The organism is Propionivibrio limicola, assembly GCF_009469695.1.
Classification (GTDB): domain Bacteria; phylum Pseudomonadota; class Gammaproteobacteria; order Burkholderiales; family Rhodocyclaceae; genus Propionivibrio; species Propionivibrio limicola.
The window spans coordinates 25,801-50,998 of sequence record NZ_SSSR01000022.1; the positions used below are offsets into that span (position 1 = coordinate 25,801).

The following is a 25,198-nucleotide window of genomic DNA, read 5'->3' on the forward strand; positions in this document are numbered from 1 at the left end:
TGTCATGTTTTTCCTGGCTGTCTTTCTCAGATATTCGTGGGTTGTGGAGAGAGAGCACAAAGTTCAGGAGCTGTCCGGCATCCTGCGTTTCGGTTCCGAATTCTGCGAAATCTATCTCGAACGGATAAAGGCGACGCATAGAAGGTTCGCGAATGAGGTGTTGCAGATTGAAGGGCTGGTAGAAGCAGATAAAGCCCTGGTCATGCTTAATAACTACAAGAGAACCAATCCGGATCAGCTTGGTTTTGTTTTATTTTCTGCCCGTGGCGAAGTAATCGCTGATACCGATGCCTTGATTGATAAGCCGCAGATTCTGCTTTTCTCTGATATGCCAATCAGGCAGTTTCAGGTGGACAAGCACCGTGAAGAACGTCTTGAGTTTGAACCCATGGCGTCAGAAATCTCGGGTGAGAGCTTGATCCTTCCGCTTCGATATGCGGTGCGTGATACCGACGGGGAGCTGAAGTACGTTGTCAAGTCGCGGCTTCGTTTAGGACTGCTGCAAAATTTCTGGAAAACGGCTCTGGTTCCGCAAGAGTCGGTGCTTGGGCTTGTCCATGATGGCGGTTATTTGATCAACCGGTACTCGGCTAATCCCGGCGAATCGGTTGATCAAGCTTTTGGGAAGCCCAGCGCTGACGCGTTGGTGAGCAGCCTTCGACAAACAGGCTTACCAACAAACGGGGATTTCCAAATCAGGCCTCTTGGAGCCGATTCAGAACAACTGGTGATCTTCAGGCGTCTTTCCTATCATCCGGTCACGATGTTTGTCAGTATCCCGATGTCGTCCATCTGGATGGGATGGTGGAACAGGGTAAGAGTTTCATTTTTTCTGTCGATAGCTCTAATCGTTGTCGGTGGTGTCGCCTACGGACAAATCATCAAGAAGCGCCGGGCAGAGCACCTTGTTTCCGAAAAACAAACAGAGTTCGAAGACGTGACCCAAGGCATCCTGACAGCGCAAGAAGAGGAAAGGGCGCGCCTGTCGCACGAACTCCACGATGAAGTGGGCCAATCGTTGACGGCGCTGAAGATAACCCTCAACCGTGCCCAACAAAACCTGGCCAACCATGAAAAGGCGTCCGCCTTGCTGGGGAGCGGGCAAGAAATGGTCGAAGAGATGGTGGGCGGGATACGGGAAATCGCCTACCGCCTGCGCCCCTCCGAGCTTGACCAGCTCGGGCTGGTGGCGGCGCTGCGCTCGCACATTGACAAGACCATCCGGCCGCTCTTTCCGAATGTCGCCTTGTCGGAAAACGTCGGCCACCAGCGCTTCAATCACGACCTCGAACTCTGTTGCTTCCGGATTGCCCAGGAAGCCCTGACCAATTGCCTGCGCCACGCCAAGGCGACGCAGATCGACGTTTCCCTGGATTACCAGGCCCCCCGGCTGACCCTCGCCATCAAAGACAACGGCGTCGGCTTTGACGCCGCATGCTACTCCTCGGCGCAAGCCGCCTCCGGCTCGCTCGGCCTTATCGGCATGCGCGAACGGGTGGCCGCCAACGGCGGGCAACTCTGGATCGTCGCCTTGCCCGAAGGCGGCACCCAAGTGACCGCCCACTTCCACCAGATTGGAGAACTTTAATGGCCACGCGCATCGTCGTCGTCGATGACCACCGGCTGGTAAGGGCCGGCATCGTCGCCCTGCTCGAAGACATTCCCGAAGTAGAAATCGTAGGCGAAGCGTCGGACGGCACACAAGCCTTGAAGACGGTCGCCGAACTCGAACCTGACTTACTGATCCTCGATCTGTCGATGCCTGAAATGTCCGGATTCGAAGTGCTCGAGCGGATTCACGAAACCCACCCGCGCGTGAAGGTCATCATCCTCTCCATGCACGACAGCGCCGAGCACGTCCATCGCGCCCTCAAACTGGGCGCTTCCGGATACCTGCTCAAGGACGTACTGCCGGACGAACTGGTGCTGGCGATCGACGCGATCAAAAAAGGCCGCACCTGGCTCTCCTCCGCCATCTCCAAGACCGTCATCGACGGCTACCTGGGGCGGAACGGCGAGGAGGGCGCGCTGTCACCGCTCACGGAAAGACAGAGCCAGGTTCTGAAGATGATCGCGGAAGGCCAAAGCACCAAACAAATCAGCGGCCATCTGAACCTGAGCGTCAAGACGATCGAGACCTACCGGGCGCAGATCATGGAGAAGCTCGACATCCACGATATTGCCGGCCTCGTGCGTTACGCAATCCGGCAGGGGATTGTTCCGCTGTAAAGCGCGATTTTAATCAGATATTTCGTAGTTGATTTCGGGCAAATCCCCGATGCCTGAATTTCCCCTCTATCGCTAGGATGCACTACGTAGATCGTCGTCTGGTAGTGCAGGTATTTCGTTGCCTTTATCCGGATAATTCTGAATAAAAGGAATCCGGATTTGCGATGCGTGCCACCTTTTTCGCTGGCTGATTATCAGACTGATCTGCTTTGTAACCATGAATCAGGGGGCAGACAGAAGACAGAAATTGCTGACATTTTTTTGTCCTACGAATATTTGTTAATCAGGGGAAATGTTTATGAAAAGCGTATCTATTGGGAAGGCATTGGCGGTGGCGGTGGCCGGATCCTCGTTGATCTTGTCGGGCTGTAATGGCGGTGGGAGTGATAACGATGAAGTAGCGGCAACGCCAGCTGAACCGACGCCGGCAATTGAGAAATTTTTTCCGGTAGTAAAAGAGGCCGCGCCAGGGTTGGATGGTTACACGATATATCGCCCGGCTAAACTCTCCGATGTGGGAAGCAAGGTTCCTGTCCTCGTTTGGCAAAACGGCGCCTGCAAGAAGAGCAACCATCAATACTGGGATGTTCTGGGTAATATTGCGGCTCGTGGATTCGTCGTGGTGGCCTATGGAAGCAATAGCCAGCCGGTGATTACGGAGTCAAATACCGTTACGCCCACCAGAGTTTGGGATGCATTGAATTGGGTAACCAATAAAGCCAGTTCAAATTCCGGTTATGAATTGATTGATAGCAGCAAGATCGGTACATTTGGTACATCGTGCGGCGGACTTGAAGCATTGTTGGGTGGAGCCGACTCACGTGTTAAATCCGTTGCGGCGCTAAATACCGGTTTCTTTGATGCAGGCACAACAAGCAGTATCAATATGGGTGGGTATTCGCCCGCAAACATGAAGAACCTGCATAGTCCGTTGCTGTTTATCGGCGGTGGTCCGTATGACGTTGCTTACAAACAGACCCATTCGAACTATGACGTTTCGACAGTGCCGACTGTCCTTGCCGAGAATTATCAGGGGGGGCATTCCGGCCTGTGGGCCGGAATCAGATATTCCTATACGGATTCCACCAATACCGTTCCTTCCGCTGCCACGGTCGATTACACAATTACCACTGAATCGATTAACGCGGTGGTTCGCTGGTTCGATTACACCCTGAATGGTGTCAAGTCGCAGGCCTCCTATTTCTTGGGCAGCGATTGCGGCTTGTGCAAGGTGAGCGGCTGGTCTGTTCAGTCAAAGAATTTCTAATCTAACCTGCCTAGGGAATTAATCATGAAGAAAATTGTTTTGGGCGTAGCCATGGCAGCGGCGGTTTGCGGTTCAGCGGCGTTCGTTGTGGCCGCAACCTCGACTTCAACCCCGGCGATCAGTAAGTTTTTCCCGGTAATTCGCGAAGCGGCTCCGGGTCTGGATGGATACACCGTATATCGCCCGACGGATCTTTCGGCCGTGGATAGTGGTGCGAAGGTGCCCGTCCTTGTCTGGGGGAACGGGGCATGCAAGCTGAGCAACCAACAGTATTGGGATGTTCTGGGGGCCGTTTCGGCGCGCGGCTTCGTGGTCGTTGCGCATGGCAGCCCGTCCCAAGAGGCTACAAAGGACCCGGTGACTACGGATCCCGCCAAGATGACAAAGGCAATGGATTGGTTGGTCAAAACCGCTCCTTCGAAATCTGGTTATGAATTGGTGGATACAAGCAAAATCGGTGTTTTCGGTACGTCCTGTGGCGGTTTGGAGGCTCTGCTGGCAGCTGCTGATTCGCGAGTCAAATCTGTGGGCGCTCTGAATACTGGTTTCCCGGAGGCAACCGTAGTGGCTGGAACGACTACGGCGGGTGCAAGTCTCGTGAATGTTCCGGCGGTGACTTATAGCCGGAATGATTTGAAAAATCTTCATCAACCGGTCTTATGGCTGGGGGGCGGCGAAAGGGATGTGGCCTATGCGAACAGACAGGCGAACTATGATTTGACGACCGTGCCGACGGTTCTTGCCGAGAATCCTCGGGGCGGCCATTCCGGTTTGTGGACGGGTTTCCGCTATTCGGCGACAGATTCGGCAAATGTCATCCCAACTGTGGATTACACGATCACCACGGAGTCAATCGAGGCAGTTGTTCGTTGGTTTGACTACACCCTGAATGGCAATACATCACAATCAACCCACTTCCTGGGAACAGATTGCGGCCTGTGCACCACTACCGGCTGGACTGTGAAGTCGAAGAACTTTAACTAAAGTAGCAAAAACGAGGCCCGCTAACATTCAGGTGTTGGCGGGCTTCTTTGTTCACTGATCGCACGTATTTGCAAAAACGCTCCCCATTTTCTGAAAGACGAGGGTGTTGGCTCACCGTAGTCTTTGCTCCGTTGGTGGTTACGGCTCCGGGGGATACCAAGAGAGTCCGAACGCCAATTATCGATATGGATAAGGGACTGAGGGATGGTCCCGTACCGATTTGCGGGGAACGGGGGGCGTTGGTCGATCGGTGCTTCGGAGAACGTTAAGGGCATCGGTAGGCGTTGGTCTTCCGTCGTGGTTGCAATCGGTTTTCTTTATCTCGATTGTCATCACTTACGGAGAAAAATAATGAATCACAGGAGTCAAGCAAGATCAGCCATGAGTCTGGCGATTGCGGGGTGCTTTGCCCTTGCCTTGGGTGGTTGTGGCGGGGACAGCGACAGCAGTAGCAGCAGTACGACGACCGCGCCAGTGGAAACGGCGTGCGCGGATTTGCTGACGCAATTCAAGATGGATGGTGTCACGCTGACGAAGGCGGAAGCTGTCGCCGCGGCGGCCAACATTGTTGGTATGAACACTACCGGGCAGAATACGGAGAACTCCGGGCCGATGCCTGCGCACTGCTTGATACAGGGCAAGGCGGATGCGCGGACCAGCACTGTCGACGGTAAATCGTATGCGATCGGTTTTGAAGTCCGGATGCCGACAACCGGCTGGAACGGGCGTTTCTTCTTCCAGGGCGGTGGCGGCTCCAATGGTGCGTTGGCCATGGCCTATGGCAACCTGCGTGGAAATATCCTCGATTCAAGCGGCAAGCCGACAGATAACGCATTAAATCGCGGCTTCGCTGTCGCATCCACGGATGGTGGCCACCTCATTGAGGCGGGCACGGACGCCAATGCGTCGAATGCCTTTGGTGTCGATCCCCTGGCGCGTCTCGATTTCGGCTACAACGCCGTGGCCCGGACGACGACCATCGCCAAGGCTCTGATCGCCAAGCGCTTTGGAAAATCGGCTGACCACTCCTATTTCGTCGGCTGCTCCAACGGCGGTCGCGATGCGATGATGGCTTCGCAGCGGCTTCCGGATCAGTTCGACGGCGTGTTTGCCTTGAATCCGGGATTCCAGATGCCGAAGGCCGCGGTCAATCAGGCCTGGGATACGCAGCAGTTCAACAGCGTGAGTCCGGGTACGATTTTTGATGCGTTCAGTCAGGCCGATCTTGATGCGGTTAGCAAGGCCGTGCTCAATGCTTGCGATGCCGATGATGGTGCCAAAGATGGCCTGATCTTCGATCAGAAAGCCTGTGCAGCGAAGTTCAATCCTGATACGGCGCTTGCCGGTGTTCTGACTGCGCCGCAGTTAGCAGCGCTCAAGAAGGTCTTCGGCGGTGCCAAGGATTCCAGCGGTAATGCTATTTATTCCGACTTCCCGTGGGATGCTGGTATCAACTACAAGGATTGGCGTGACTGGAAACTTGGCATAGGAGCTCCCTCGGTAGGTGTTGCTAAAGGGGCTGGGAAGGCGATTTCGATTGGTGCCTACTCGTTGCCTGCTGTCTTCATGCAGCCGAGTGCGCCGATTACTGGCGATACCGTTTTTAACTCCTCTAATGGTTTTGCGTTCCAGTTGAACCTCAAGACCCAGACCAATCTGTCCGGTACGGTTGACCCCGAGTTGATCTATGCGACGAGCGGTATTTACAACGTCCCGTCGATCAACAAGACAGCCTACAGCGGTGGATTTATCGCGGCCAACAGCACGAACTACGATACGTTCAAGGCTCGTGGGTCGAAGCTGATCGTGGCGCACGGTACCAGCGACGGTGTGTTCTCCTCGAACGACACGAAGAGCTGGTATGAGACGTTGTCGACCAAGTACGGCAGCAATACGCAGAGCTTTGCCCGTTATTTCCAGATTCCGGGCATGAACCACTGTGCCGGAGGAGCGACCACCGACAAGTTCGATATGGTCACAGCGCTGGTCGACTGGGTTGAGAAGGGAACAGCACCGGAATCCGTTGAGGCCTCGAGTCGTGATCAGAGCTATCAGTATGCGTCCGCTCCGTGGTCGACGACCTACAAGCCGACGCTGATCGCCGCGGGCATCACCCGTCCGCTCTGCGCCTATCCGAAGCAGGCGAAGAGCACCGACCAAGGTGCGACCTGGACGTGCCAGTGATGTAGTTCGAACCGGGACAATGCCCATTGCCTGAAACGATCGACCGTTGTGGCGGAGGGACTTGTCTGCCGGCCGGTTGGGCGGTGAATTATGGCCTCGCCTGACCGGTTCGGTAATATAGACGGTAAAAAGAAGCGCCCCCACAAGGGGCGCTTTTTCGTATGGGGCGAGCCGGTTTCGGCTCTCGCTATTCCCACAATTCTCCTGCTGATTCCTGACCGTCGAGGCGCCGTGCCCGCAATCAATCTTTGCGTCCGTACGCAGAGATTTTTCGCGCGCGTTCTTTTTGACAAACGGTCAGCCGTTTTCTGGCAGACCGGAGCGATGTGGATGGCTATCCTCGTCACACGGTCGGCATAACGGCCGTCAATAATCAGAGGAGGGGTCAATCATGGTTTGCTCGGCGAATGCTGAATTGAACGCCAAGGGGCGGCTCACGTGTCAATCGAGTCTGCGCCTCATGGTTTTGTGTAGTGTGCTTGGTGTTACTGCGTTGCTTCCTGCATGTGGCGGTGATGGCGGCGACAATTCCGTGGCCACCACGCCGCCGGTGGTTGTCGATAAATATCCGAACGTTCCGACGCCAACCGTAACCGCGTTGCCAAGCTCCGGCGTTTCGGCAGATCGCGATTATCCGTTCCTTGCCTCCGATTTCGATCCCAAAGCCTTTGGGTTCGTCGAGGAAGAGTTTCTGTTTGATGGCAAGGCCAACGTCTATGACCTGAAGACTTCGAGGACCGACGTATTTTCTCTCGCTAATAATTACCCGGTGACCCAGAATGCGAAAGTCGTGTCCACTGGCAACCCCTACCGCACGCGGATGATAGTCCTTCGTCCTTCGGACCCGGCCAAGTTCAACGGCACGGTGATTGTTGAATGGGTCAATGCTTCAAATACTTGGGATACGCCGATCCATTTGTTCGAGCAGAAGAACATGGTTCTGCGCAAAGGTTATGCGTACGTTGGTGTGACCGTGCAGGATATGACGATTTCCGGCACGAATGGCCTCAAGGCCTGGAGTCCAAAACGCTACGGTACGCTGGACGTCACCAATGGCGGGAAATTGGTCAATGAAGAGCTTTCGCTGGATATCTTCTCGCAGGCAGCAAAAGCCGTGCGCGCCGACAGCAAAGTCATGGGCGGGATGAGCGTCAAGAAAGTTCTTGCGGTAGGCGAGTCGCAATCGGCCATGCGGCTGGGTGTTTACCTGAATTCGGTTCACCCGCTCACCGGCAATATTTTCGATGGCGCGCTGGTGACTAACAGCGGCCCGGCGCAGCGCACCGATCTGTCAATTCCGATTATCAAGATTCTGACCGAATCCGAATTCGAAACGGCGACGACCAACGAAACCATGGTTTTGCAGTCCGATACGGACAAGTACAAGACGTGGTACGTCGCGGGATCGACGCATTCGAATCTGACCAGCTTGCTGCCACGTACAGTCATGTACGTTCGCGATTTCAATGGCAAGATGATCAGCGACACCTGTGCTGTGCCGATGAATAGCCGCGTGAATCTCGGCCATATCTACAATGCCGGTATCGTTGCGCTCGAGAAATACATCGACAAGGGCACCGCGATGCCGACGAGTCCGCAATTTCAATACACCGCGAGTGCGACTGCTCCGAGCCTGATGCGGGATGCTGACGGCCTCGCCTTGGGCGGTATCCGGGTACCGGATGTCGTTGTGCCGGTAGCGCTCAACTCCGGGGTCAATACGGCGTGTCCGGGGCTCAGTGGTTCGCACGTGCCATTTACCAAGGCAAAACTCGATGCTCTGTACTCGACGCATGCCGATTACGTTAGCAAAGTCACGACTGCCGCGAATCAGTCGGTGGCCGACGGCTTCATGTTGGCGGAAGATGCGCAGGACGTGATCAACACCGCCAGCGCGTCGATTCATGGCTACAAGTTGAATTGCGATGGTGACGGTACCACCAACTTGTGCGGAGACCGCGGTCTGTTCCCGCAAACCCCGTCGATCCACAACCTGCGTTGGCACATCTATCTGTATTACCTGCCTAACCGGGCCAAGATTCTTGCTCCGGTCGACGAAGCCGCACTCAAGATCGCTTCGGGCTACAACGCGACCGATGCAGCGACGAAGAAGATGTACTTCAGTCAGGCGATCGCGTTGCTGGAAAATTATTCGGATCTGATTCAGGCGGAAGCAACTGGCGGAACGCTCTCCAAGGATTCCGCCACCTATCTGTCCGGTCAGGCCAGCCAGCTGATTACCGAGCTGCAGAAGCTTTAATCAAAAGCCGCATCGTCCATCACCCTGCCTTATGCCCCGTCACCGGTCATCGGTGGCGGGGTGTTTTTGTTGCCGGAACCCGAACAGCAATGCTGAATTGCCGAATTCGATAGGGATGGACTGAATTTCTTGGTTAACCCGGATTTACCGGCTAGTCTTTGCCAGCATCATCATTTTCAGGTCGGGGACGGGCAGATGCCGATTTTTGTCGGAACAGGCCAGGTGCCTTGAAATGTTCAAAAAGAATAATCGAGGGTTAGGCTTATGGTGAGTGAGTGCTCTGAATCGATTCTGACGCCATCAATGTTGTGTACCGACGAGGTTGGCAAGCCTTTGTTGAGTATGCCGGAATCATGGAGTGGCGTCCCCTTGAATCTTTATCGCGGCTTGGGGCAGTCGCAACGGGGGCCGTGTCATGTGGAGAGTCCTGTAATCGTTTTATGCGAAAGCGGCTGCGAGGGGGCGCGTTGGTATCGGCAAAACGGCAGGGTGATTGAACTACGAGCCAATGGTGTCGGGGCATTCGACTTTATCGGGCGGGACTATCAGCGCGAGTGGGGGCGCTGGGACGTGACGCCTGGTCGTACCGTGGGTGTGGAACTGACTCCAGCAGTTGTCAGCCGATTGGCGCCTGAAGCGCTCGATTTCGATTTGTCGACGATTTACGGCGTCTTCGATCCAAAGCTGCAATGGCTGGTCCTTGAGCTGCTCGAGGAGTCGCTGCGTGGCGCACTTGGCGGCGCGCTCTATGTCGAGGGCCTCTCAAGCGCGCTGATTGCCCGCCTTGCAAGTTGCTATGGGCATCGGAAAACGGCCGACCGCCCAGTCGGAAGTCTTTCGGCGATTGGCCGTCGCCGGATAGCGGAATTCATCGAGGCGCATCTGGGCGATGAGCTCAGCGTCGTCGCTCTGGCGAAGGAAGCGGGGTTGAGCCCGCATCATTTTTCCCGCTGTTTTACGGCAAGTTTTGGCCAGCCCCCGCATCGTTATGTTCAGCAGCGCCGCGTCGAAGCCGCGCGGCGCATGTTGGTGCTATCCTCCCGCTCGCTGGCCGAAATCGCCATGGATCTAGGCTTCTCCAGTCAGTCGCACTTCTCGCAAGTCTTTCGTCAGCACACCGGGATGACTCCGACACTCGCGCGTTCAGTTCGAATCGGATAGCAGGATTCTTATAAAACAGCCGCAGTTTTCTGGTAGCTCTGAACAGCATGAGGGGGCTACTCTCGCCCCGGCTATCAGTTTTCCCAAAAGAAAACAGTCGGGGATTTCGAAGGGACGAATCCGGGAATCCCTGATGCCTTAGAAGAAGCGACTTGGGTAATCTGGTGCGCAGACAAAATGAGTTCGACAAGTAAATGCGAGCTCTAAAAAACGAACGCCGAAAAAGAGTGACAGCTATAAACTAATACGGCGACAAGGGGGACAGGGTGTGATGCCAGGGGGGGGAGTAGTGCGAAGTGGTGCAGCGCGGGATTTTGCGGTGGGGAATCTGTTGTGGTGGTAGTGGATCGGGCCTGTGCCTTGGCCGCGAAGATTCCACCGTGGCTGGAGCGCCTGTTGTTGGTGGTGGTGATCTGGCAGGTCGCGGGGGTGTTCTGGTGGGCTTTTGCGCCTTCGACGGAGGGCGGCGGTCTGGCGTTGCCGCGGCCGGTTCCCGCGAATAATGTGTCACGCGAAGCATTCCTCCGCTGGTACGGTTCGGATGCCAAAGCCGGAGCTCCGGCGGCAAGCGACTACAGTCTGATGGCCGTCATTGCCGGCAAGAACGGGGCGGCGCTGCTGAAGGGCAGCGATGGCACGAGCGTCGCCGTGCGCGTGGGCGAGGAGATCCGCCCGGGAAGTCGGCTGGTGGCGGTCGAGCCTTTGGGGGCGATGATCGAGCAGGGCGGCGTCAGACAGGAAGTGAAATTGCCGCAGGCCGGCACGCAATCCCTTTTTAGCCGTAACGACCAACCGGCGCCGGCGTCATCCGTCAAACGCGCCGTACTCAAGCCGGTCCGGATTACGCGCGGGCAGATGATGTCCGTGATTCAGAGCGGCAATGTGGCGCACTGGGACAAAGGAATGTCGGTGGCGGCCGATGGCGGCATACGTATCGACAAAGCCGCGGCCCAGCCGTTTGCCAAGCTGCTCCAGTTCAACGATGGCGACATTCTCAAGCGCATCAATCAGAGGCCACTCGACCGGCTTGCCGACATTTCGCTTCTTTCCTTTTATTTCGGGCAACACAATTCGGTGGATATCGAGCTCGTCCGCCGTGGCGCCCCCATGATTCAGCACTACGACATCCAACCATGACCGTGAAGCCTTTTTTTCGCTCGACCCTCATCGCGCTCCTGCTGGCCTCCTGCCTGACGACGGCTCGCGCCTCCGACGAGCAGGTGACGCTCAATTTCGTCAATTCCGATGTCGAATCGACGATCAAGGCCGTGGGCGTCATTACCGGCAAGAATTTTGTGATCGACCCGAAGGTCAAGGGCACGATCAACATCGTCTCCAACCAGCCGGTGGCGCGCAGCCTGATCTATCCGATCCTGCTTTCGGCGTTGCGCCAACAGGGCTTTACTGCCGTGGAAAACGACAGCATCGTCAAGGTCATGCCGGATGTCGATGCCAAGACGCAGTCCGTGCAGGTGTTTAACCGGCGCGGCAAGACGGCTGGCGACAAGGTCGTTACCAAGGTTTTCCCGCTCACGCATGAGTCGGCGACGCAACTGGCCAACACGCTGCGTCCGCTGGTGTCGGTCAATAACCTGATTGCGGCCTATAACGGCGCCAATACGCTGGTGGTGACCGACTATGCCGACAACGTCGCCCGTATCAGCCAGATCATCGACAACATCGATCAGCCGGGGGCGAACGACGTTTTCCCGGTTCCGGTCCGATACGCCTCGGCCCTTGATGTCGCCCAATCCATTGGGCGCCTGATGCCGGAGATTTTCGTTCAGGGCGTGGCCTCACCGATGGCGGTTGCGGAGGGCGTCAAGCGCACGGTGATTGTCCCGGATATCCGCAACAACCAACTGCTTGTCCGCAGCGAGGCTCCGGCGCACACGAAACAGATCAAGTCGCTCGTCGCCAGCCTCGATACTCCCGCGGCTTCGGGTAGCAACATCAACGTCGTCTATCTGCGCAACGCGGAAGCGGTCGCCTTGGCGAACACCCTCAAGGGGATTCTGACCGGTCAGGATACCGGTTCGACGACGGGTTCCGGCTCCACCGGCAGCTCAAATTCCAGCTCCAGCGGCCTGGGAAGCACAACCTCCGGGTCGAGTACCACAACGGGTTCGACGGCCACGACTGGATCACTGACGACGACGTCATCCATGACATCCGGCTCGACCAACATGAGCGGCTCGGCGCCGCAGTCGGCCGGCGCCAGCATCCAGTTTGGCGGTGCAACGGTTCTCCTGCGCGCGGACAGCACAACCAACGCTCTCGTCATTACGGCGCCTGACCACATTTACAACAGCCTGCGTGCCGTGATCGACAAGCTCGATGTGCGCCGGGCACAGGTCTATATCGAAGCCCTGATTGCCGAAGTCAACATCACCAAGGCACGCGAACTCGGTGTGCAGTGGGTGGCGGCCGGCGGCGACGATTCCTTTGGCGCTGGCGTGATTTCGTCGATCAGCCCTGGATCGGCCAGCTTGGGCTCGCTTTACTCCAATTTCGCGGCCGGCACGTTGTCGATCCCGAATACGTTTACCCTCGGCCTGTTCAACGGCGACCCGACCAGCGGTACCGCTTCGCTGGGGATGCTGGCCTCGGCGCTTGAAACCAACGGTGGCGGCAACGTCCTGTCGGCGCCTAATCTGTTGATGCTCGACAATGAAGAGGCTCGTATCATGGTCGGCCAGAACATTCCGATCCTGACCGGTTCCTACACCACGACCTCGGGCAGTTCGACCAACCCGTTCCAGACCGTCGAGCGCAAGGACGTTGGTATCGTGCTCAAGATCAAGCCGCAGATTTCCGATAGCGGCACGATTGCGCTCAAAGTCGCCCAAGAGGTTTCCAGTGTCGACAACACAGTCGATACCGATGGCGCCGGCCTGGCGACCAAGGTGCGCCAGATCGACACCAAGGTGCTGGTCGACGACGGACAGACGATCGTGCTCGGCGGCCTGATCGAAGAGCGTGTGAATGAATCCAAATACAAGGTGCCGCTGCTTGGCGACATTCCGTATGTCGGCGCTCTTTTTCGCTACGAAGATTTGTCGCACGAAAAAGTTAACCTGATGGTTTTCCTGCGACCGGTGATCCTGCGCGACGCTAAGACGACCCAAGCGCTGTCGTCGGAACGTTACGAATATCTGCGCGCCGAACAGGGGCGATTCTCGACGCAGGGCTATCTGCCCAGCTTGCAGCTGCCGGCTCAGACGGTCGCCACGCCTGCAGTGCCGTCGGTCGTTGCGCCGTCGGCTGTCGATCTGCGGCGCGATGCCCGGACGGAAGGTTCGACGAAGTAGCGCCATGAATGCACCCCTCGTTCCCTACGCTTTCGCCCGCGAGTTCGGGTTGTTTGACGCCGTTGGCCCGGATACGGCGGATAACGCCCGTGGCGTTCGGCGTGTCTATTTTCGCGAAGGCGGTGACCTTGGCGCGCTGAGCGAGCTGCAGCGCCACAGCCCGCAGTCGTTGGAGGTTCAAGTTCTTGGCGCCAGCGACTTTCAGGAGCGACTGGCACGCGCCTTCAACGACGGCAGCACCGGCGCGGCGAGCATGGTCGACGATCTGGCGGATATGGATGATCTGGCCAACCTGCTCGAAGAGATGCCGGAACTCGAAGATCTGATGGATGCCGACGAGGATGCGCCGGTCATTCGCCTGATCAACACGCTGCTGGCGCAGGCCTTGCGCGAGAACGCCTCGGACGTGCATTTCGAAATGTTCGAAGCGCGGGCCATCGTGCGCTTCCGCATCGACGGCCAGCTGCGCGACATCATCGAGCCAAAGCGCGGTCTGCACGCCGCCATGGTTTCGCGGATCAAGGTCATGGCCGGACTCGACATCGCCGAAAAGCGCCTGCCGCAGGACGGCCGCATCGCCCTGCGCATCGCCGGCCGCCCGGTCGACGTGCGTGTGTCGACGCTGCCGACCGGCCACGGCGAGCGCGTCGTGTTGCGCCTGCTCGATAAATCGGCCGGCCGCCTCGAACTCGAAAAGCTCGGCATGCGTTCCGAGACGCTGAAGCGGTTGCAGAACCTCCTGCAGCAGCCGCACGGCATCCTGCTCGTTACCGGCCCGACCGGCTCTGGCAAGACGACGACGTTGTACGCCGCGCTGTCCGGTATGGACAGCCGCACCACCAACATCATGACCGTCGAAGACCCGATCGAGTATGACCTCGATGGCGTCGGGCAAACGCAGATCAACGCCCGCATCGACATGACCTTCGCCCGCGCCCTGCGCGCTATCCTGCGCCAGGACCCGGACGTGATCATGATCGGCGAAATCCGCGACAAGGAAACGGCGCAGATCGCCGTGCAGGCCTCGCTGACCGGCCACCTCGTGCTGGCGACGCTGCACACCAACGACGCGCCGAGCGCCATCACCCGCCTCGTCGACATGGGCATCGAGCCGTTCCTGCTCGCCTCGTCGACGATCGGCGTGCTGGCGCAGCGGCTGGCACGCCGGCTGTGCCCGGTCTGCCGGCAGCCGTACGAGTCCGACGCTGGCGAAATGGAGCTGCTCGGCGTGTCGAGCCCCGTTACCCTCTACCGGGCGGCGGGATGCGATGCCTGCAACCATACCGGCTATCACGGCCGCAGCGGCCTCTACGAATTGCTCGTGGTGGACGACTCGGTACGCGCGCTTGTCCATCAGGGCGGCAACGAGCGGGATATCCGGGAACAGGCGGTTGGTAACGGCATGGTGCTCTTGCGCGCCGATGGGGTTGCCCGCGTCCTCGCCGGCGAAACGACTCTTGAAGAAGTCCTGCGCGTGACGCGGGAGGGATGAACGAGCAATGACGAGCCCCCTTCATTTTCCCATCCTGCGCGTCCTCCTGCCGGCCGACGAAGCGTGGACGATTCTGGACTGGTATGGATTCGCTGCCGACGGCACGCTCAGCGCGCAAGGCGAAAGTGTTCTGGCGGAAGTGCCGGCGGCGGGCGAGCTGGAGATTCTTCTGCCCGCCCGCTGTGTCTCCCTGCACCGCCTGACCCTGCCGGCGCAGGCCGGCAAACACCTTGACGCGTTGATCGGGCAGGCGCTTGAAGACCGCCTGCTCGGCAACAAGAGCGACGTGCTGGCCATTCCCGGACCGCAGCAGGGCACGGAGCGGCGCGTCTGGGTGTGTAGCCGCCGCTGGCTGGAAGGCGCATTGGAGCGCCTCGCGGAGGCCGGCTTGCATCCGACCCGGCTCATTCCGGAGTATGAACTGCTGCCGGAAACCACAGATGCGACCACCTGTGCCATGGCGACGGGCGGGACGATCTTCCGCACGTCCTCCGGCCAGTTCGGCATCGTGCATGACGAAGAGTCGATCCCCGCGCTGACCGGCGGTGCTCCCGTGCAAGTGCTCGACAGCATTGACTGTCGCCCGTGCCCGGCCAGTTGCCGGGGGAGTTTGCCCAAGTCGTTGGGCCGCTTCGCCAAACGCGGATTCGACGTGAAGTTGCTGCGTAAATCGGCGGTGCTGTTGGCGACTTCAGCCGCGCTGCTGCTGCTCGGCACGGTGATTCATTGGCGTCAGCTGGAAAGCCGTGAAGCGCGGCTACAGCATGAAATTCGTCAGACCTTCGCGACCGCCTACCCCGGCACGCCGATCATCGATCCCCTCCTGCAATGGGAAAGCAAGCAGCGCGAGGGCGGGCAGGGACGAGGGGATGCGCTCGATGCGGTCATCCACCTCGCGGCACGCCTCAACGCGCCGATCCGGCCGCGCCGGATCGAATCCGGGGAAGGTTTTGTCCGCCTGACGCTGACCGATAGCGAAGTCGCGCAATTCAAGATGCAGCTCGACGCGTTCGGCAAGCCGGAAACGAGTCCGGCCGAATCGGGCTTTACGCGTCTGACCTACCGCCTTGACCGGGCATCACGTTAACGGAGCGCCATGTCCATGCCTGTCCAGGAAAAAATCCTCGTTTGGTGGCACGCCCGTTCCGACCGTGAGCGCAAGATTCTGCTCGCGTGGAGCGTATCAGCCGCACTTCTATTGCTCTGGTTCGGCCTGCTTTCGCCACTCTTCCAACGTATTGCGACGCTCGAAAAGCGGGTGCCGCAGCTGGAGGCCCAGCTCAACCGCATGCACCTGCGGCCGGTGGACGCGCCGCGCGCCGCGAACACCGCCCGCCCGGCCGGCGAAGACCTGCGCAGCACGCTGTACGGTCTGCTCGCCGAGCGCAAACTGAGTGCCGAACTGCGTGCACTTTCCAATTCACGCGTCGAGATGCGTCTGCCGGAGCTGCCGGTGAAGGAAGCGCTTGAAGTGCTTGATTCGTTGCGCCAGGAGGCGGGCGCGCGTGTCGCCGTGTTCAACGTGAGGACGGAGGTTGCCTCGGGCAGTGCCAGCGGCATGTCGCGCATCGTCGTCGAACTGGAGCGTGCGCCATGAAATATGTTGCGCGTCCCGGGCGGCGTTCGCTCGTCGTTATCAGCCTTTTGCTGGTCGTCTTCGCTGTGGTCAGGGCGCCGGCCAGTCTGATCACCCTGCTGCTGCCGCCGAGCATCCAGCTCAGGAACGTGGATGGCTCGTTCTGGAATGGACAAGCGTCTGCCGTGGGCGTTGGTGGGACGATCGTGCAGGAGCAGGTCGAGTGGCGTTTCCGGCCGCAGGCCATGTTGGGGGGCAAGCTTGCCTGGGTGGTCAACGGCCGTTTCGCGGACCAGGCCAGCCACCTTGACCTGGTGTTGCACCCTAGAGGCGTTGAACTCAAAGGCGTCAGCCTTGTCGTGCCGCTCGAACCGTTCGCCGCGTTGCATGCGAAACTCAAGCTCGCCCAGCTTGGCGCAGTGCTGCGCATCACCACGAAGGCGCTCGGCATGGACGCGCCGATCGCGGCCACGGTCGCCATAGACCACCTGTTCACGCCCGTGGCGCCGCAAGGCGAGCTTGGCAGTTATCGGCTGGATTTGAATGGGGAAGTCGATGGCAAGGGAAGCTGGCAGGTGACTACGGTGGCCGGCAACCTGCAGGCCGCCGGTCAGGGCGCGTTCGATGCGGCGCGAGGCAAGATCAGCGGGCAGCTGACGTTAACGCCGCAGACGCCGATGCCCGGCCTGACTCCCGTGCTGTCGAGCCTGCCCAAAGTCGGGGACGGATTCCAGTTGGCGTTCTAATTTTCAGTCGAGACAAACGATGCGTTTTCACCACCAAGCCGCCAAGAACACAAAGTTTCACCAAGGAAATCGGAGCTCTTTCTTGGTGCCTCTTGGTGCCCTTCGTGCCTTGGTGGTTCGCTTTTCTTTCTGATTGGAATAAGAGGATCTCTTGCCGGTATTTCGCTACAAAGCCATTCCACTCGCCGGGGGGCGGTCGGTTTCCGGAAAAATGGACGCCGACAGTGCTCGTCAGGTGCGCGCCCAGCTCAAGGAGCGCGGCCTGCTCGTCTCCGAACTCGAAGCGGAGAAGGCGGGCGCGTCCGAGCGTAGCCGGCTGCGCCTCGGCAATGCACTGCTGACCAGTTTCTCGCGTCAGTTCTCGGCTCTGCTCGATGCAGGATTGACGGTCGATGAAGCGCTGAACGTCCTCTCCGACCAGTCCGACAACGACCGGGAAAAACGCCTGATCGCCGCCTTGCGTACCGACATTGCCTCCGGCCTCTCGCTGTCGGCGGCGATGGGCAAATTGCCCAAGGCCTTTCCGTCGTTCTACCCGACGCTGATCAAGGCCGGCGAGGAATCCGGTCGCCTGCCGAGCGTCATGCAGCGGCTCGCCGTCTATCTCGAAGAACGGGCCGAGCTGATCTCGCGTGTCGCGCTGGCCTTCATCTATCCGGCGGTTGTGTTTGGCGTTTCGGCGCTCGTCATCGTCGGCATGCTGACCTGGGTTGTGCCGCAAATGGTGCAGGTTTTTCAGGGGGCGAAGCAGACGCTGCCGCTGATGACGCGCATCCTGTTGGCAACGAGTGCCTTTGTCGGCGAGTGGGGACTCTGGTTCTTGCTGCTCGCCGTTCTGGGCGGTGTCGGTTTTGCCTTGGCCATGCGCAACGAAGCCTTCCGCCTGCGCGTGCATGCCTGGCGCCTTAGGCTGCCGCTTTTCGGGCGTTTCGAACGCGCGGCCAACACCGCGCGTTTTTCCAGTACGCTGGCGATTCTCGTCGGCAGCGGCGTGCCCTTGCTTTCCGCCTTGGCGGCAGCCGAGGGCGTCATGACCAACCGCGTGCAGCGCGCCGCGGCCAATGCTGCCGCCGGTCAGGTGCGCGAAGGCATGGGGTTATCGAGGGCGCTGGCCGGCACGCGCGAGTTTCCGCCAATCCTCATTCACCTCACGGCCAGCGGCGAAGCGACCGGGCGCCTCGACCGGATGCTCGAACGGGCGGCGCAGGAACTCTCGCGTGAGCTTTCACGGCGCATCGAAGCTTTCACCAGCCTGCTCGGCCCGGCCGTGGTCCTGTTCATGGGCGGCGTTGTCCTCTTCATCGTGCTCGCCATCCTGCTGCCGGTGTTCGAAATCAACCAGTTCGTCAAATAGTTAAATAGAAAGAGAAACGGAGATCCCATGAAGAACCGTAAAGCGCAGGGTTTTACCCTGATCGAAATCCTCGTCGTCGTCTCCATCCTCGCCATCCTCGGCGCGCTGATCGTGCCGAAGATCATGGATCGGCCGAATGATGCGCGCGTCGTCGCGGCCAAGCAGGACATCGGCACGCTGGTTGCTGCGCTCAAGCTCTACAAGCTCGACAACGGCCGCTATCCGAGTACCGAACAGGGACTCAAGGCGCTGCTCGAAAAGCCGACCTCCGAGCCGGTGCCGGCCAATTGGAAGACGGGCGGCTATCTCGAGAAAGCGCCGAAGGACCCGTGGGGGCATGAATACCTCTTCCTCAATCCGGGCCTCAAGGGCGAGATCGACGTCATGAGCTACGGCGCCGACGGTCAGCCGGGCGGTGAGGGGTTCGATGCCGATCTCGGCTCGTGGATGCTGTAAATCCGTCAGCGCCGTGAAGCAGGTTCGCGTCCGTTTTCTGGAGCAGGGATTTACCCTGATCGAAATCCTCGTCGCCTGCGCCATCATGGCGATTACCCTCGGAGTGGCCATGGTCAAGCTCGAACCGTCCGACAGCCAGCGACTGAACAGCGCCGGCGAGAGTCTGCTCGGGCGACTGGAGGCAGCGCGAGACGAAGCGGTTGTCGGTGGCCGGAATGTCGCCTTCTCCAGCGACGGGCAGGGCTACCAGTTCTGGGCGGCCGATGCTGAGCGCAACGCATGGGTCGCCTTGCCGGATAACGATACCGTGGCTTCCGGCCGTCTCGCGCCGGGGGTTTCTCTGAGCGCCATTCGCGTCAATGGCTCGCCGCGACCGCTCGGCGAGCGGTTGGTCTTTTCATCCTCCGGTCTGGCCGAGTCGTTCTCGCTGACGCTCTCGTCCGGTAACGCCTCCCTCGATATTGAAGCCGATGCACTCGGACGCCTTGAAATCCGCCGCCCGCTCTGACGGCTTTACGCTGCTCGAAACGCTGGTAGCGCTGGCCATTATCGGCATCGCCATGGCGGCCGCCATGCGTTCGACGCACTTCGCCGTCGATACCGTGGCGGACCTCAAGACGCGAACGGCGGCCGCGTGGGTGGCGCAGAACGTGGCCAACGAACTGGTCGCCACGCGCCTGTTTCCCGAGGCGGGAGCCTCCAGCGGCGAAGCGCGGCAAGGCTTGCAGGCGTTCAACTGGCGGCGCGAAGTCAGCCTGACCCCGAATTACAGTTTCCGGCGCGTCGAGATCAAGGTGTTCGTTCCCGAACGGCCGGATCATGCCGTCGCCCGACAGGTGAGCTATGTGGCACGCCAGCAGAATTGACCGCCAGCGGGCGTTTACGCTGATCGAGGTGCTGGTGGCGCTGGCCGTTTTCGCCATCGCCAGCCTGATTGCTTATCGCGGTCTCGATGCCGTGGCGTCGACGAAAAGCACGCTCGATCAGGAAATCCGCTTCTGGCGCGAATTGGGACTCGTCTTTGACCGGATGGACACCGATTTCGGCCAGAGCGTGCCGCGTCCGCTGCAGGTCGGTTCGGATACGCTCACCATCCCGTTGCGCGGCGGGCGTGCGGGGGATGCGGACCACCCGGGATTTTTCATCGAACTGGCGCGCCTCGATGGGAACCGTGCGCCGGTGCATGTGATCTACCAGTGCGAGCGCGGCGAACTGACGTTGAGTCTGCTGCCGATCCGATGCCGTTCCGGTGTTGCCAATTCGCCGGCCGCTGGCGAAAGAGGTGCGGTGACGATAAAGCCGACGCGTCTGCTACAGCATGTCGAACAATGCGATGCGGCCTTCCTCAACGGTGCCAACGCGTGGCTCGACGAGTGGCCGGGCGATCAGTCCCTGGTGAAACCGCGCGCCATCCGCGTCCGCGTGACGCAGAGCGGGCGGGGCCAGTTCGAACGCGTATTCGTTCTGCCATGAGGATTGAGCCCAGTTTTCCCCAGCGACAAAAAGGCATCGCCGTGATTACGGCCATTCTGGTGGCCGCCCTTGTCGCCTCGCTGGCGTTTGCCCTGAGCGCGCGGGAACGCCAGTGGCTCAATCTCGTGAGCAACCGCAACGACCTGGCGGCGGCCGGGTCGAGCGCGCGCAGCGCCATTGATCTGGCGCGGCTGACGTTGCGCGACGACATGCGCAACAACCAGAGCGACCATCTGCTGGAAGCGTGGACGGTTCCCGTGCCGCCGATCAACGTCGAGGAGGGCAAGGTTGGCGGACGCCTCATCGAACTGCAGGGCCGGTTCAATCTCTATAACCTGCAGAGCGGCGGCAAGGTGAGCGAGGAAGGGCTGGTGGCGTTGCAGCGTTTGTTGACGACGCGCAACCTGTCGACCGGCTGGGCGGAAAAGCTGGCCGAAGCGATGGCTTCCCAAGTGGCGTTGTGGCAGAAAACGCAGAAAGCCGATGCGACGGCGGCAAGGCTCACCAGCAAGATCCTGCTGGTTGCGAACCTTTCCGAACTCGCCGAACTCGCCGGCCTTGACCCCGAAAAAATGGCGGCGCTGGAGCCGCTGGTGACGTCGCTGCCCGATGCGACCTCCGTCAACGCCAATTTCGCGCCGCCGGAAGTGCTGATGGCTGTAACGCCCGGGCTGTCGATTCGGGAGGCCGAGCGCCTTGTCAGCCGCCGCGTGGCGACGCCGTTCAAATCGGGGCAGGATTTCGTCAATGCGCTGCCCGAGAGCATTCGCCATACCACCAAGCCGGCGAATTACACCGTTGAAAGCCAGTATTTCATCGCCGAAAGCGAAGCCTGGTTCGGCCGTGCCCATCTTCAACTGCAAGCGCTTCTCTATCGGCAGCGCGGAAAAGTGCCGGATATCCTGTGGATTCGACGGGTCTGATCAGAGTCTGATCGAACTACGATCAGTCCGGCGTCGGCAAAATGCCGAACTTCCTATCCAAAGTGCATCTGCCCGAAAAGTGTCGGGTTTTTTTACATGCTTTTTGGATTTTTCCAGGTGATGTTTTCAAGCTATTGATTGAATTGGATAAATTTATTTGGCACCGAATGTGCTAGGAGACGAGCGGAAAAACAAGAACAAGGGAGTTGAAAATGAAGAATACGGCATCCGTGGCCCTCGCTGTCGCCGCACTTGGTGTTCTGGCCTCGTCGCCGGTTCAAGCTGATCCAGTGTCGTTCAACATTTCTGCCGCGTCGATTACCTCTGGGGCAGGATACGGCGTCGATACCGGCCTTGGCTCTAGCGCGGAAAACGGCGGCACCTTGCTCGACGTTGTTTTCTCAACGACGTTTGTCGCCCAAACCTTCTCGCTCAGCGATGTTGGCGAATCGTTCTCTTTCGGGCTGGGCACGGTGAATTTCCGAGAGCCGGATATCGGGCCTGGTGCCAACAAAGGCATCCACAACAACGAAATAGATGGCTTGGATGTGACAGCGACCTTCACGTTTGCCGATCCGCTGGGCGTGCTTTCCAGCCTGACCGCGATTGGCATTGCAACGACCGGGGAGATCACAGACAGCCCGGAAGCGATGGACTACACGCTCACGTGGTCCCCCATCGTGACCAACTTTGGCGACGGCGGGCAGTTCAGGATTTCGTTGAACGAGCTCTCGTTCGACAACACGGGAACTGAGACCCAGACGGCAACGGTCACCTTGTTGGCCGCGCCTCAGGTTGCGCCTCCAGCGGTGGTCGAGGTGCCCGAACCCGCTTCGCTGGCGCTGTTCGGCCTTGGCCTGCTTGGCCTCGGCTTCTGCCGGCGCCGTGGAGTGGGTTCGTAGGCTGAAAAACTGCCTCTCAACGGGGCAGCGGTTCTGGCATCAGGCTTTCCGTTCTGCCGGCATTTCCAGCAGTTCGAGCAGACGGAAGGCCTGTAATGTCAGATCGTCCGAATTCGGACGGAAGGAGAACGGTAAGGCTTGCGGGAGCTTGGGGTACAGGCTGTGGCTGCTGCGCTGGTAGGCCGGGTCGTAGTGCTGTTCGATCAGTTCCTGGAACAACTCGGCCTTTGCGCCGGAGTCGATTAACGCGTGCCAGTGGACGATGGTTTTCCGCCCATGCAATTCCGTGAGGCGTGAAAGTAAATCCTTGAACTGCGCGGGTTCGGCAAACAGCGAACCATAATCGTCGCAGAGAAAGTCCACTCGGTCTTGAAGGTCGGCCTCGATGCGAATGCACCGGGCGCCGGCCAGCGACCGCATCATCGCGTCTGGCAGTTGCACGAAACCGATCTTCTTGCTCTCCGCCTCGACGAACACCGGGCGCGCCGGATCGAGCCGCTTGAGCGCCTGCACGAGCTGGCTGTCGAATCCCTTCTGGGTCGGCTGGCGCTCGCCCGGCAAGGCGCCGAGCAACGAGCCGCGATGCTTGGCCAGTTCCTCCAGATCGAGCACCTGCGCGCCGCAGTCGGCCAACGCCCGCAGCAGGCGCGTCTTGCCGCTGCCGGTCATGCCGGCTAGCACCCGGTAATCGAAGCGGCCGGGCAGGGTGGCCAAATCTTCCAGCACCTGATGCCGATAGGCTTTGTAACCGCCCTGTAGTTGCTTCGCCTTCCAGCCGATCAGGCTGAACCAGGTCGTCATCGAGCCGGAGCGCTTGCCGCCGCGCCAGCAGTAGATCAGCGGCTTCCAGTTGATCGGCTTGTCGGCGAAGAGCGTTTCCAGATGACGCGCGATATTCTTCGCCACCAGCGCCGCGCCGAGCTTGGTCGCCTCGAACGGCGACACCTGCTTGTACATCGTGCCGATCAGCACGCGTTCTTCATTGGTCAGCACCGGGGCATTGATGGCGCCGGGGATGTGGTCCTCGGCAAATTCGAGCGGCGTGCGTACGTCGATGACGCAATCGAAGCGGGAAAGTTCGTCCAGCGAGGCAAGTCGGTTTTTCATGGAAGGCCAAACAACGGATAATCCCGCCATTGTAATTGAGGAGCTCCCATGGACACGATTCGCCTGACCCAGCTTTCCCACGGCGGCGGCTGCGGCTGCAAGATTGCGCCGGCCGTTCTCGCCGACATGTTGAAGTCGATGCCGCAGATGCAGTGCTTCCCGAATCTGCTGGTCGGCACCGAAACGGCCGACGATGCGGCGGTCTATCGGCTGAACGACGAGCAGGCGCTTGTCGCCACCACCGATTTCTTCATGCCCATCGTCGACGATCCGTTCGACTTCGGCTGCATCGCCGCGACCAACGCCATCTCCGATATCTACGCCATGGGTGGCAAACCGATCCTCGCGCTGGCCATCGTCGGCATGCCGGTCAATACCTTGCCGATGGAAGCCATCCAGAAAATCCTTGCCGGCGGTGCCAGCGTTTGCGCCAGCGCCGGCATTCCGCTCGCCGGCGGCCATTCCATCGACGCGCCGGAACCGATCTACGGCCTCGTCGCGCTCGGCCTCGTGCATCCCGACCGCGTCAAGCGCAACAGCAGCGCCAGGGCGGGCGACGTGCTTATTCTCGGCAAACCGCTCGGCATCGGCGTCCTCGGCACTGCCATGAAGAAAGGCGTACTCGACGCCGACGGCTACCGCCAGCTCATCGACACGACGACGCAGCTCAACACGATTGGCGCCGAACTCGCGGCGATGGACGACGTGCATGCGCTCACCGACGTGACCGGCTTCGGCCTGCTCGGCCACCTGCTCGAACTGTGCCGCGGCGCCGATCTCGGCGCGCTCGTTGAAGCGAACAAACTTCCGCTCTTGGCGGCCGCCATCGGCTTCGCCCAGCAAGGCATCGGCCCCGGCGCGATTGCGCGCAACCTCGACAGCTTCGGCGCCGATGTCGCGTTTGCCGACGATGTGCCCGACTGGCAGCGCCGCCTGATGGCCGACGCGCAAACGAGTGGCGGGCTGCTTGCCGCCGTCGCACCGGAAAAGGCCGACGAAGTCCTCGCCCTGTTCCACGCGCAAGGCTTCGCCTCCGCCGCCGTCATCGGCCGCATGCAGCCGGGCGAGCCGGTCATTTCAGTTGCCCAGTAAGGAATCCGCATGAACCAGAATTTTTCCGATACCGTCATCCTGTTCAACAACGACGGCCTCGGCTACGCCGACGAGGCGTTGCGCCACAAGCTCGCCACCAACTACCTGCGCACGCTGCTCGAACTCGGCCAGCGCCCGCAAGCCATCCTCTTCTACGCCGCCGGCGCCAAACTGGTGGCGACCGGCTCGCCCTGCCTCAAGGAACTGGCCGAACTCGCCGCCCTCGGCGTGCCGCTCATCGCCTGCCGCACCTGCCTCGACTTCTACGGCCTGATGGACGCCGTGCGGGTCGGCGAAATCGGCAACATGATGCGGATCGTTGAGGCGCAGGCCAAAGCGGGGCGGGTGATTACGGTTTGAGTCGGCGCTTTTTGATGTAAATCTGGAAAATTGCAATGTTGGTTCTGCTCGATCAAGACGGCGTGCTGGCCGACTTCGACCAAGGTTTCTACGCCGCGTGGCAATCGCGGATGGGACACAAATACCCCGCCCGTCACCCGAGCCTGCGCCGTTCGTTTTACGTGCGCGACGAATACCCGGAAGAGTTCCGGGAGGACGTCGAGAGTATTTACACCGCGCCAGTGTCACCAGCGGTTGTAAATTGACACAGGCCAGCGATTGAAAGTTGATACACCGAACTGAGAAGATCGGCGGTTTTTGAGGCGCCGGTGATCACGAACG

24 protein-coding genes are annotated in these 25,198 nt (G+C 59.7%); 23 read left to right on the forward strand and 1 reads right to left on the reverse strand.

Translation table 11 applies throughout. The features are described from left to right. The first annotated feature begins 43 nt into the window (after window positions 1-43). The 20 genes from GH659_RS12910 (at window position 44) to GH659_RS13005 (ending at window position 22,318) form a co-directional block, all read left to right on the forward strand. Window positions 44-1,588 carry a histidine kinase gene (locus tag GH659_RS12910; RefSeq protein WP_170285889.1) on the forward strand — a complete coding sequence of 515 codons (1,545 nt, stop codon included), beginning with the start codon at window positions 44-46 and terminating at the stop codon, window positions 1,586-1,588. Continuing rightward, entirely contained in the window at window positions 1,588-2,229 is a 642-nt protein-coding gene (locus GH659_RS12915) for a response regulator (protein WP_153111849.1), read from the forward strand. The genes GH659_RS12910 and GH659_RS12915 overlap by 1 nt, the downstream gene beginning before the upstream one ends. Before the next feature lie 298 nt (window positions 2,230-2,527). After that, window positions 2,528-3,496: an alpha/beta hydrolase gene (locus GH659_RS12920; protein ID WP_153111850.1), complete on the forward strand. Its 969-nt coding sequence runs from the start codon at window positions 2,528-2,530 to the stop codon at window positions 3,494-3,496. Between the two features lie 24 nt (window positions 3,497-3,520). Beyond that, a complete protein-coding gene (locus GH659_RS12925) occupies window positions 3,521-4,480 on the forward strand; it encodes an alpha/beta hydrolase family protein (protein ID WP_153111851.1) in 960 nt (319 codons plus the stop codon). A gap of 381 nt (window positions 4,481-4,861) precedes the next feature. Then, complete coding sequence (locus tag GH659_RS12930) at window positions 4,862-6,664, forward strand: tannase/feruloyl esterase family alpha/beta hydrolase (protein ID WP_170285890.1); 1,803 nt, start codon at window positions 4,862-4,864, stop codon at window positions 6,662-6,664. A 391-nt stretch (window positions 6,665-7,055) separates the two neighbouring features. After that, a complete protein-coding gene (locus GH659_RS12935; protein WP_153111853.1) occupies window positions 7,056-8,924 on the forward strand; it encodes an alpha/beta hydrolase domain-containing protein in 1,869 nt (622 codons plus the stop codon). Between the two features lie 489 nt (window positions 8,925-9,413). Further along, complete coding sequence (locus GH659_RS12940) at window positions 9,414-10,085, forward strand: helix-turn-helix domain-containing protein (protein WP_170285891.1); 672 nt, start codon at window positions 9,414-9,416, stop codon at window positions 10,083-10,085. A 333-nt stretch (window positions 10,086-10,418) separates the two neighbouring features. Then, window positions 10,419-11,222, forward strand: a complete 804-nt coding sequence (locus tag GH659_RS12945) for a hypothetical protein (RefSeq protein WP_153111855.1) — start codon at window positions 10,419-10,421, stop codon at window positions 11,220-11,222. Continuing rightward, on the forward strand, window positions 11,219-13,396 hold the full coding sequence (gspD, locus tag GH659_RS12950) for a type II secretion system secretin GspD (RefSeq protein ID WP_153111856.1): 2,178 nt from the start codon (window positions 11,219-11,221) through the stop codon (window positions 13,394-13,396). Before GH659_RS12945 ends, gspD begins: the two co-directional genes overlap by 4 nt. A 4-nt stretch (window positions 13,397-13,400) precedes the next feature. Beyond that, entirely contained in the window at window positions 13,401-14,888 is a 1,488-nt protein-coding gene (gene gspE, locus GH659_RS12955; RefSeq protein ID WP_153111857.1) for a type II secretion system ATPase GspE, read from the forward strand. A gap of 7 nt (window positions 14,889-14,895) precedes the next feature. Next, the gene (gene gspL / locus GH659_RS12960) at window positions 14,896-15,975 is read left to right on the forward strand and encodes a type II secretion system protein GspL (protein WP_153111858.1); all 1,080 of its coding nucleotides are present in this window, start codon (window positions 14,896-14,898) and stop codon (window positions 15,973-15,975) included. 9 nt (window positions 15,976-15,984) lie between these two features. After that, the gene (gspM, locus tag GH659_RS12965; protein WP_153111859.1) at window positions 15,985-16,485 is read left to right on the forward strand and encodes a type II secretion system protein GspM; all 501 of its coding nucleotides are present in this window, start codon (window positions 15,985-15,987) and stop codon (window positions 16,483-16,485) included. Continuing rightward, complete coding sequence (gene gspN, locus GH659_RS12970; RefSeq protein WP_153111860.1) at window positions 16,482-17,210, forward strand: type II secretion system protein N; 729 nt, start codon at window positions 16,482-16,484, stop codon at window positions 17,208-17,210. The genes gspM and gspN overlap by 4 nt, the downstream gene beginning before the upstream one ends. A gap of 151 nt (window positions 17,211-17,361) precedes the next feature. Continuing rightward, the gene (gspF, locus tag GH659_RS12975) at window positions 17,362-18,564 is read left to right on the forward strand and encodes a type II secretion system inner membrane protein GspF (RefSeq protein WP_153111861.1); all 1,203 of its coding nucleotides are present in this window, start codon (window positions 17,362-17,364) and stop codon (window positions 18,562-18,564) included. 27 nt (window positions 18,565-18,591) lie between these two features. Next, window positions 18,592-19,020 (forward strand): type II secretion system major pseudopilin GspG, encoded by a 429-nt coding sequence (gene gspG, locus GH659_RS12980; RefSeq protein ID WP_153111862.1) that lies wholly within the window; start codon window positions 18,592-18,594, stop codon window positions 19,018-19,020. After that, window positions 18,992-19,528, forward strand: coding sequence for a GspH/FimT family pseudopilin (locus tag GH659_RS12985; protein ID WP_153111863.1), 537 nt, complete (start codon window positions 18,992-18,994; stop codon window positions 19,526-19,528). Before gspG ends, GH659_RS12985 begins: the two co-directional genes overlap by 29 nt. Continuing rightward, entirely contained in the window at window positions 19,506-19,886 is a 381-nt protein-coding gene (gene gspI / locus GH659_RS12990) for a type II secretion system minor pseudopilin GspI (RefSeq protein WP_170285893.1), read from the forward strand. The genes GH659_RS12985 and gspI overlap by 23 nt, the downstream gene beginning before the upstream one ends. Then, window positions 19,864-20,493 carry a type II secretion system minor pseudopilin GspJ gene (gene gspJ, locus GH659_RS12995; RefSeq protein WP_153111865.1) on the forward strand — a complete coding sequence of 210 codons (630 nt, stop codon included), beginning with the start codon at window positions 19,864-19,866 and terminating at the stop codon, window positions 20,491-20,493. The genes gspI and gspJ overlap by 23 nt, the downstream gene beginning before the upstream one ends. After that, a complete protein-coding gene (gspK, locus tag GH659_RS13000; protein WP_153111866.1) occupies window positions 20,490-21,416 on the forward strand; it encodes a type II secretion system minor pseudopilin GspK in 927 nt (308 codons plus the stop codon). The genes gspJ and gspK overlap by 4 nt, the downstream gene beginning before the upstream one ends. Window positions 21,417-21,628: 212 nt before the next feature. Beyond that, window positions 21,629-22,318, forward strand: coding sequence for a PEP-CTERM sorting domain-containing protein (locus tag GH659_RS13005; protein WP_153111867.1), 690 nt, complete (start codon window positions 21,629-21,631; stop codon window positions 22,316-22,318). Between the two features lie 39 nt (window positions 22,319-22,357). Here the strand turns inward: GH659_RS13005 and mnmH are convergent, their stop codons facing one another. Further along, complete coding sequence (gene mnmH / locus GH659_RS13010; RefSeq protein WP_153111868.1) at window positions 22,358-23,425, reverse strand: tRNA 2-selenouridine(34) synthase MnmH; 1,068 nt, start codon at window positions 23,423-23,425, stop codon at window positions 22,358-22,360. A gap of 48 nt (window positions 23,426-23,473) precedes the next feature. Here mnmH and selD point away from each other — a divergent pair, with 48 nt between their 5' ends. Genes selD through GH659_RS13025 form a run of 3 tightly spaced genes read left to right on the forward strand, consistent with a single transcriptional unit; the run spans window position 23,474 to window position 25,122 of the window. Further along, window positions 23,474-24,517, forward strand: coding sequence for a selenide, water dikinase SelD (gene selD, locus GH659_RS13015; protein WP_153111869.1), 1,044 nt, complete (start codon window positions 23,474-23,476; stop codon window positions 24,515-24,517). A gap of 9 nt (window positions 24,518-24,526) precedes the next feature. After that, entirely contained in the window at window positions 24,527-24,877 is a 351-nt protein-coding gene (locus tag GH659_RS13020) for a DsrE family protein (RefSeq protein ID WP_153111870.1), read from the forward strand. A 35-nt stretch (window positions 24,878-24,912) separates the two neighbouring features. Beyond that, window positions 24,913-25,122, forward strand: a complete 210-nt coding sequence (locus GH659_RS13025; RefSeq protein ID WP_153111871.1) for an HAD family hydrolase — start codon at window positions 24,913-24,915, stop codon at window positions 25,120-25,122. Window positions 25,123-25,198 lie beyond the last annotated feature (76 nt).